Genomic DNA, 7,302 nt, shown 5'->3' with positions numbered 1-7,302 from the left:
ATATCTGCACGTATTGGTTTTTTTCAATGTTTCATATGAGTAATTTTACTTTAGGCGAGACACAGTATTCAGATGGTAAAGTTGTATCAATGGAAAATGACAAGGAGTATAACAGAGTTTCAGAGCAACTAATAACAATGCTAAAAAATCTTCTTTTGGGTTCAGAGATAAGGGTTTATAAGCTAATAACGAATCCACCTAAAGGTGAAGACGAATTTGAATGGGAGCAGATTTATTTTGATGTTGGCTCTAAAGTTTTTGTTTTAGATTTTTATCAATGGGGCTAGAATGAGAACCGCGTCAAACCTGATCAGGCATGCGCGAACCGCCATTGATGCTTCAGTATGCGAAGGTGCAGAAAGAGAAGGCGATTGAACGTCTGCGCGGCATCACCGACGTGTTGCAATATTAATCCGATACTAATGAATGAGGTGGAACCTGTGACTGAGCAACAGAAAAACCAGTCTGCAGTACCTTTTCAGAGCTTTTACAACAATTGTATTGAAGTTTGAGGAGGAATTGTTATTAGTTCTCAAATTGATAAAATACATAAAATCATTGCCGAGTGGGATCCGTTTGACTTAAAGAGCTATGGTATCGAGAGTTATGAAATACAAAAATGCATTCGTTCAAGCGGATCAAGGGACCCTGAAATAATATCAGGATATTTAGAGTCTATGCTTCAACATTTGGAACCTTCGCGAAAACTAAATAAAAGCGAAAGCTTGTTAGCTGCTAAAAATATTATTAAGATATTGGATTAATTCCAACACCATACGGCAACTGACCATAGTAGTTCTTTTTATTATGAGGAGGTGATTCCTATGGAAGCAGTTAGTGCAATACAAGCTTTGGAAGATGAGATTATTCATTACCTCAGAGATAAGTTCGGATGGCGTATTTATTCGGTAGAAGCAAATCATTTGGGATATGGAAATATGAAGTGGATTATGAAGACCGACAACTTATTCGATCCATTCAACTTACTTGGTATAAGGAGTTCAAGTGAGTACATGCGATGTATAGCAAGGAAAAGACAACGGGACGCTTTATTGATGAGATGATCTGGATCGGGGACAATTGGAACAACATGAATGATATTTTTAAGCGATGAACCTATCCTAATTTATTGCCGATGAGTTAAAGCCAATTCCTATTTGAGGTAATCGTGGCGGGTCAATTTGAGGGTAAGTCGCACTAGCTACTGGGTCTCACTAAACTCGGAGAGGCCATACAAACCTCATCTACCACATCCGATATACTATCGGGTTGTCGGGTATGCCGATATTGAAATCATATCCTCTCCTCTGATACCGGAAGATGGAGAAAAGGTTGTAGCCGTTGAAGTAATGACAGTAGAGGAAGCAAAGACAAACTTTATTCATACTGGAAGACCCGATTTGGCTGAGTTGTATGAGCTAGCCTTTCTTTTGAGAAAGAGACAGATGGGACATTAGTTGGAATCTGCAACATGACAGATTTTACTCTAGTGTAACAACATGAAGGAGGAGCATATGAAGAGGATAGCTAAAATTGCTTTATGGTCTCCGGTGATTGTCATTCTGACGGCGTTTGGACTTATTTCGTTTCTGGGATTCATTTTCTTTATGGGGTTATGGTATTACGATTATTTTATGTAAAGAAATGAATAACTGGTCAGAGGTATTCATATGCCCAGTAACAAGGACCTGTACCGATAATTTACCGCCCAATGGCGGGTTTTGTGCGTTATGGGAACATGAATTGGAGCAGACTCTGAATGAGTTGCTGGCGTGGGACCCGAAACGTTGCAAACTATCGCCCGGCGCACGAATCAAAGCCCTAATCCTCAACGTGCTCGGCGGCAAGGATCCCTTCTTTCACGTCGAGCGATTTTACCGTGACCAAGATGTGGAGCTCCTGTTTGGGGCCGGTGTAATCGCCGACGATTTGAACGACGATGCACTCGCCCACGCACTCGACAAGCTTCACGAAGCCACGCCGTGGAAGGTCTACTCCGCTCTTGCCATTCGTGCGATGCGCAAGCTCGGTCTGCCGATTGGGGCGCTGCATAACGACACGACATCGGTGAGTCTGTATGGCGCCTACGAAGGAGAGGCCGACCTGCACATCGTGCATGGACACAGCAAGGATCATCGCCCCGATCTCAAGCCGATCATGCTCGGACTTGCCGTTTCGCCGGAGCGCATCCCGGTACTCGCCAGTGTGGAGAACGGGAATACTTCGGACAAAACGTGGAACTACACGTTTATCCGAAAGCTGCGACAAACGCTCAGCCAGGAAGACTGGCAGCAACTGCTCGATTTTTTCGCCCTCCCGTGTCTCAACATATTGCGAGCATTATACTATCCTCTTGCTCAGATGGAAACGCCGATTCGATCCCAATACCGAGTCCACCTGCCACACCACATTGTCGCCTAGCCGAAGATGGTCGATCGCCTGATCAAACTCTTTTAACCCCGTACTCACCTTTTTCTAGGCTATTCAAAACTGAGTCCTCCCTCATTCATCACCAACAAATATCCGCAGCTTCAACATGAACCCTATTCTATGATATTTCCCTTCTAGTCCCATCTTAATCTACTTTTCGAAAGTCTGGAAATGCAAAAACGCATTGTGCCCGAACCTCTGAGGATGGGGTACAATGCGTATCTATTATCCTCTAGGAACCGTGGCGAACGATTGCGGGCCGAGTTCCACCGATTGATGCGACTCCGACTCGCCTTGGATGAACAGCTGCACAAGGAGTCGCTTCGGCGAGCCGTTGGTGAGCAGGATGCGATCCGCCAGGACGGCAACGTCCAGCGACCATGCTGGAGGAGACGCCTCGTTAGCGGGCAGCCCTCCTGTCAATTGAACGGTGATCGAGCATGTCTTCGTCAGATACCCGCTGCTGAACGCGCCTAGCCGGCCGCTCCACATCCAGGCTTCCGGCACGATCCGATTGTTCCCTTCATAGACGGCTAGCCGGTCGCCGTGCCCCAAGGTTAGCGGCCTGGCTGCCGTAACTGTCCGATCCAAGTCGCCGAAGAAGGCGTAGACGAGGCAGCCCTGCGACTCGAACACCGTCGCCTGAGGGTCCGAACAATCCAATTGCACCGTCTCTGACGCATGCCGGGCGGTCTCATCGAGCGTGCGGTTCGGCAGTGTGAACACCGTGAGAGGAGGCAGGCTGGCGCCGGGCTCCATAACTACTTGCTCCCGGGCGTTCAGCACGATCGAGTTCTCCACCCCGGTATACTTCGGAAACTCATGGCGGTTCCAATATTGCATGCCGGCCGATCCGAAAACCTGGAACCCAATCTGCTGATCTAGGTTGAGGTACGGGACCGGCCCGAACGCGTATCGCTCATCCGGACGGCCTCCGAACATCCCCTCGAATGTCGCGACTGTTCCGTCCGATCCATACATTGTCCGGTACCCTTTGGCCACATCCGGCAGCTGCCTGTAATGTTCGTTGCGAACGCCTAAGATCCCGGTGTGCATATGCTTGATTCGGCACGGCTTAACCGCATGAAACTGTTCCAAATAGACGGTACGCCCATCCGGCAGGGACACGAATGCCACATGCTGCAGCAGCTCGCGGTCGCCTCGCGGGATCGTCGTGCACACTCCGAATCCGTCAGCGTGCGGGAGCACATGGTCGCGCTCGACATGACGGACGCGGGTTTCGTTGGTGAGCCCCTTCACTCCGTTCGAAGTCTCGAACTCGATCGTTCCAACGTAGTTGTTCAACATCGGCGTAAGGCTCCAGATGCCGGATTCCGGAAGGGTAAGCGCCAGTACATTGCTGCGCCAGTTGAACGCCGAGAACGCCCTTTTCGTTTTATGAATAATGAAGCTCCCGTAAGGATAATGATGCACGCCTTCCATTCTTCGATGGAACGCTTCCCGGTCGCTGGGAGGGGTGCCGTCGCCGCCAAAGCTGTGCAGCAGGAAGCTCTTCAGCAGGCTGAGCATGTTGAGCGGTTCGACATGCTTAAGCGACTGGAACGGGGTAAGCCAATAGTCCTCGGAGTTCTCCTCGACGAGACACCCGCTAGAATGGCTAAGCTGTACCTTCTCCATCCGGCTCAGAACATCCCGCTCGATCAGCGCCGCATCCGGATGCTCATGCACCACGTTCATAACCGCGTGCGTGAAGAGCGATTCATGCTGCTTATTGTAGTACCAATCCTGGCCTTGCACAGGAATGCCGAAGCCGTCGGCCTGAATGCACTTCAGAATAACCTGCTCGTAGATTTCCTCATTGTTGTACAACGCGCAGGACAGCGCCTCCGCGCCGCCGATCCAGGCTTGCACCAGATGGCTCGCGCGCAGGTTGATCCCGGCCTTCAGGTAGTCCGGGTGCACGAAGCCGTGATTCTCAGTCGTGTAATCGGCGTGGAGCGTGACATTGATGAAGGGAGGAATCTCCACAGATGAGGTTCGACGCGTCTTAGCCGGAAGCACCTTCTCCTGGATATAGCAATCCTTGTAGGACACTACGGAGTTAAGCGCCCAACGGATGAATCCCGTTTTCCACTTCTCCGCATTCGGATGGTCCGGGAACAAATTCATCGCGACGCTAATGCCGTTGGCCGTCCAAGCGTTCTCCTCCTCCTGGGTATCGTTGTACACCCCGCTTCTCGGACGGACCTCGCACCATCGGTCCGCGTACGAAGCCACGATCGTCTGCACCATCAGCTTCTCTTCATCGCCGAGATCATCCCATAGGAACTGAGCCGCTATGCCAAGCGCAGCAATACTGTTGCCGGTCTGCGTCGCGCGGAAGCAATCTTCGTCCGGGCGTCCCCACTTGAGACCGCTGTTCGCCGGATTGTGGCTGAGCGGCCGGACGCAGTCCTCCGGACCGGAGCCGTGCGTGAAACCGAGGTACCGAATCCCCTGAATTGCGCGGGTCTTCAACCGTTTCCTGGAGATCCCGGTCGTTTCCTCATCGAACTCGCCGATCTTTGCCAATACGGCGTACAGCGCAGCCGGGCAAGAAGTATCCGTACCGTACCCGTGACATCCGCCGAAGAAATGTCCGCAGTTCGGGCGCCCCGGCCATTCCTCGAATGTCGAGTCGGCATACGGTACCCATCGCAGCAGCATGTTCAAATAGCGGTTCGACAGCTCGGCCTTCCGGATAGCGTCCCATTGAACCGGGCGAATGGGCCATACCTGCTCCGCTTTAGTGAATGGAATCGATGTCATGCGGATCCCTCCCTTATATGTTTCATCGTACAGACTGAACGGGTTGACGCATATGGAAGGGATGGGAAGACTATGGCCTTTTTTGCCGTAAATACGTGTTGATGTGTTTAAAAGGGGGCTAATTCGGCGAGCTACACACGGTCCAGTGGTTATTGGCGCTAAATTCGATACATTTTGCGGTACGCGGACGGGCGGAGGCGCATAGCGCGAGAGAACATGCGGCTGAGGTAAAAGCCGTTCGGGTAGCCGCACTGTTCGGCGATCGAATCGAGCGTATCGTCGGTTTCGACCAGAAGGCGCCGGGCTCGCGCGAGCCGCACTTCGGTGACATAAGCGACAGGAGCCTTGCCGTAGGCGGCTTGGAAGCGCCGCGTCAGCTGCGGGCCGGCAATGCCGAGCTTGTCCGCCAGTGCGCCGAGCGCGAACTCAGGGCTGCAGGCGTGCTGCTCGATATAGGCGGCCGCATGGTGCATCAGCGGCTCGGCGGCTCGCCGTTCCCTCAGGCGCTCTGCGGTGCTGCGCTCGTGGGTGATGAGGAACAGCAGATCGGCGAACAGATGGGCCACGTCCGCATCCGGCTTGGCGCCGTCATTTCGGTCATGAAGCTCGTTCATATAACCGAACGACGAAGTGAGCCGCTGCATGTCGCGGATTCGTATTTTGCCGCCGCGAGGGGGAATGCCGCCGAAAAGCTCATTATCCTCGGAGACGTATTCGACGAACACGAACGACATCGGCTCCAGCGCCTGCCGCCACAGCGTTGTTCCAGGCGGACATAGCAGCAGCTCGCCGAAACCGGCTTCGCCTTGGCGCTCCCAGCGATCCATTTCGGCTGCGTCTCCATTCGCTTCAGCCTCGTTCGCAGCCGCCGCATCACCCGCCGCGTCCATCATCTTAAAGAGGAACGACCCTGTCTGCGCCGCTAAAATGACCCACCCCTCGTACACATCCGCCTCAAGCGAAAATTTGTCGCGCGGCCCGCTGCACGTATATCGTTTTACCCTCGCTCCCATCCGATCGGTTCACTCCTTCCCTATTCAGAACAAGCAAAAAAAGATATGAAATAGTATAAATCACGGCATGGAGTTTGGGAAGGGGCTGCCTTAGGATAAAGGTATCAGCCGAATCATCCGGCAAAAACCTAATGGAGGCGCAGCCCAAATGAAACAGGCCTTGAATATTCTCACGAACGAGCAAATCGACTCCTATTACAAAGACGGATATCTAGTTCTACGCAATGTGTTCAGCGAGGCGGAAGCGAAGGTAATGCAGCTGGAATGCGAACGGCTGCTGACGCCTAGTCCGTATACCGATTCGTTCAATGCCCGTGTCGCATACCGGAATTACCCGAACGACGTGGTGAAGATCGAGAAGCTCGATCCGGTGCATGACATATCGCCGATGTTCAACTCGTTGGTGCAAGATGAACGCATCCTGGCTCCGCTTCGCGATATTTATATGGACGAGCCGCTGCTGTTCAAAGACAAGCTGATCTTCAAGCTGCCGGGCACGAACGGGTACACAATGCACCAAGACGCCGCCTACTGGCAAGTGTTCCCGATGGAAGGCCTGATCTCGGTGATGGTGGCGATCGATGGCGCAACCAAGGAGAACAGCGGGCTGGAGCTGTTCCCGGGCTACCACGACCGCTTGCGCTCCGAGCCGGGCTCGCTGCGAAACATGAACGCCGAAGAAATTGCCGAGATCGATCCGGCCACCGGCGAGCTCGTCGAGACGAATCCCGGCGACATCATCCTGTTCCACTCCTTCACGCCGCATCAGAGCGGAGCCAACACGGCGAACGTCAGCCGCAAGCAAATGTACTTGACCTACTCGCCCGCGAAAAACGGACAGCTGTACAAGGCGCACTACCAGCATTACCAGCGGTACGCGCTGAAGGGACGGGACTTGTCGAAGTATTACTTCATGTAAAGACGCTAAGCCTCTCCGGCCACTCGCCGGGGAGGCAGTTATGCTTTGCCAGGTTTACGCGATTGACGGATGTCGTGGAAGGGACTATCATACACAGTACGCCAGGAAAATGAGTGAGCCAAACAAATGAAAGCGGTTACCGATTGTCGAATAGATACCAAGCCAATAAGG

The 7,302-nt window shown here is 52.7% G+C and carries 6 protein-coding genes; 4 read left to right on the top strand and 2 right to left on the bottom strand.

What is annotated here, in order from left to right; genetic code table 11:
* The 3 genes from PKO02S_RS16905 to PKO02S_RS16895 all read left to right on the top strand — a co-directional run.
* Positions 1-287 (top strand): hypothetical protein (locus PKO02S_RS16905; RefSeq protein WP_218033939.1); only part of this gene is annotated, 287 nt, incomplete at its 5' end.
* A gap of 537 nt (positions 288-824) precedes the next feature.
* Positions 825-1,064 (top strand): hypothetical protein, encoded by a 240-nt coding sequence (locus tag PKO02S_RS16900; RefSeq protein WP_127584951.1) that lies wholly within the window; start codon positions 825-827, stop codon positions 1,062-1,064.
* A gap of 679 nt (positions 1,065-1,743) precedes the next feature.
* Complete coding sequence (locus tag PKO02S_RS16895; RefSeq protein ID WP_164821503.1) at positions 1,744-2,421, top strand: IS1634 family transposase; 678 nt, start codon at positions 1,744-1,746, stop codon at positions 2,419-2,421.
* A gap of 234 nt (positions 2,422-2,655) precedes the next feature.
* On the opposite strand, the gene PKO02S_RS16890 is transcribed toward PKO02S_RS16895, so the two are convergent.
* Positions 2,656-5,199 carry a hypothetical protein gene (locus tag PKO02S_RS16890; protein ID WP_127584947.1) on the bottom strand — a complete coding sequence of 848 codons (2,544 nt, stop codon included), beginning with the start codon at positions 5,197-5,199 and terminating at the stop codon, positions 2,656-2,658.
* 158 nt (positions 5,200-5,357) lie between these two features.
* Positions 5,358-6,212 carry an AraC family transcriptional regulator gene (locus PKO02S_RS16885; protein ID WP_127584944.1) on the bottom strand — a complete coding sequence of 285 codons (855 nt, stop codon included), beginning with the start codon at positions 6,210-6,212 and terminating at the stop codon, positions 5,358-5,360.
* 148 nt (positions 6,213-6,360) lie between these two features.
* On the opposite strand from PKO02S_RS16885, the gene PKO02S_RS16880 reads away from it, so the two are divergent.
* On the top strand, positions 6,361-7,131 hold the full coding sequence (locus tag PKO02S_RS16880) for a phytanoyl-CoA dioxygenase family protein (RefSeq protein WP_127584942.1): 771 nt from the start codon (positions 6,361-6,363) through the stop codon (positions 7,129-7,131).
* Positions 7,132-7,302: the final 171 nt, after the last annotated feature.

This window comes from Paenibacillus koleovorans NBRC 103111, from assembly GCF_004000845.1.
GTDB lineage: Bacteria > Bacillota > Bacilli > Paenibacillales > NBRC-103111 > Paenibacillus_AA > Paenibacillus_AA koleovorans.
This window is presented reverse-complemented; position numbering and strand designations above follow the sequence as displayed.

Bases quoted from the DNA above. Each gene is read 5' to 3' on its own strand.
- PKO02S_RS16880 (WP_127584942.1), top strand. From the start codon at position 6,361: ATGAAACAGGCCTTGAATATTCTCACGAACGAGCAAATCGACTCCTAT.
- PKO02S_RS16900 (WP_127584951.1), top strand. From the start codon at position 825: ATGGAAGCAGTTAGTGCAATACAAGCTTTGGAAGATGAGATTATTCAT.
- PKO02S_RS16890 (WP_127584947.1), bottom strand. From the start codon at position 5,199: ATGACATCGATTCCATTCACTAAAGCGGAGCAGGTATGGCCCATTCGC.
- PKO02S_RS16885 (WP_127584944.1), bottom strand. From the start codon at position 6,212: ATGGGAGCGAGGGTAAAACGATATACGTGCAGCGGGCCGCGCGACAAA.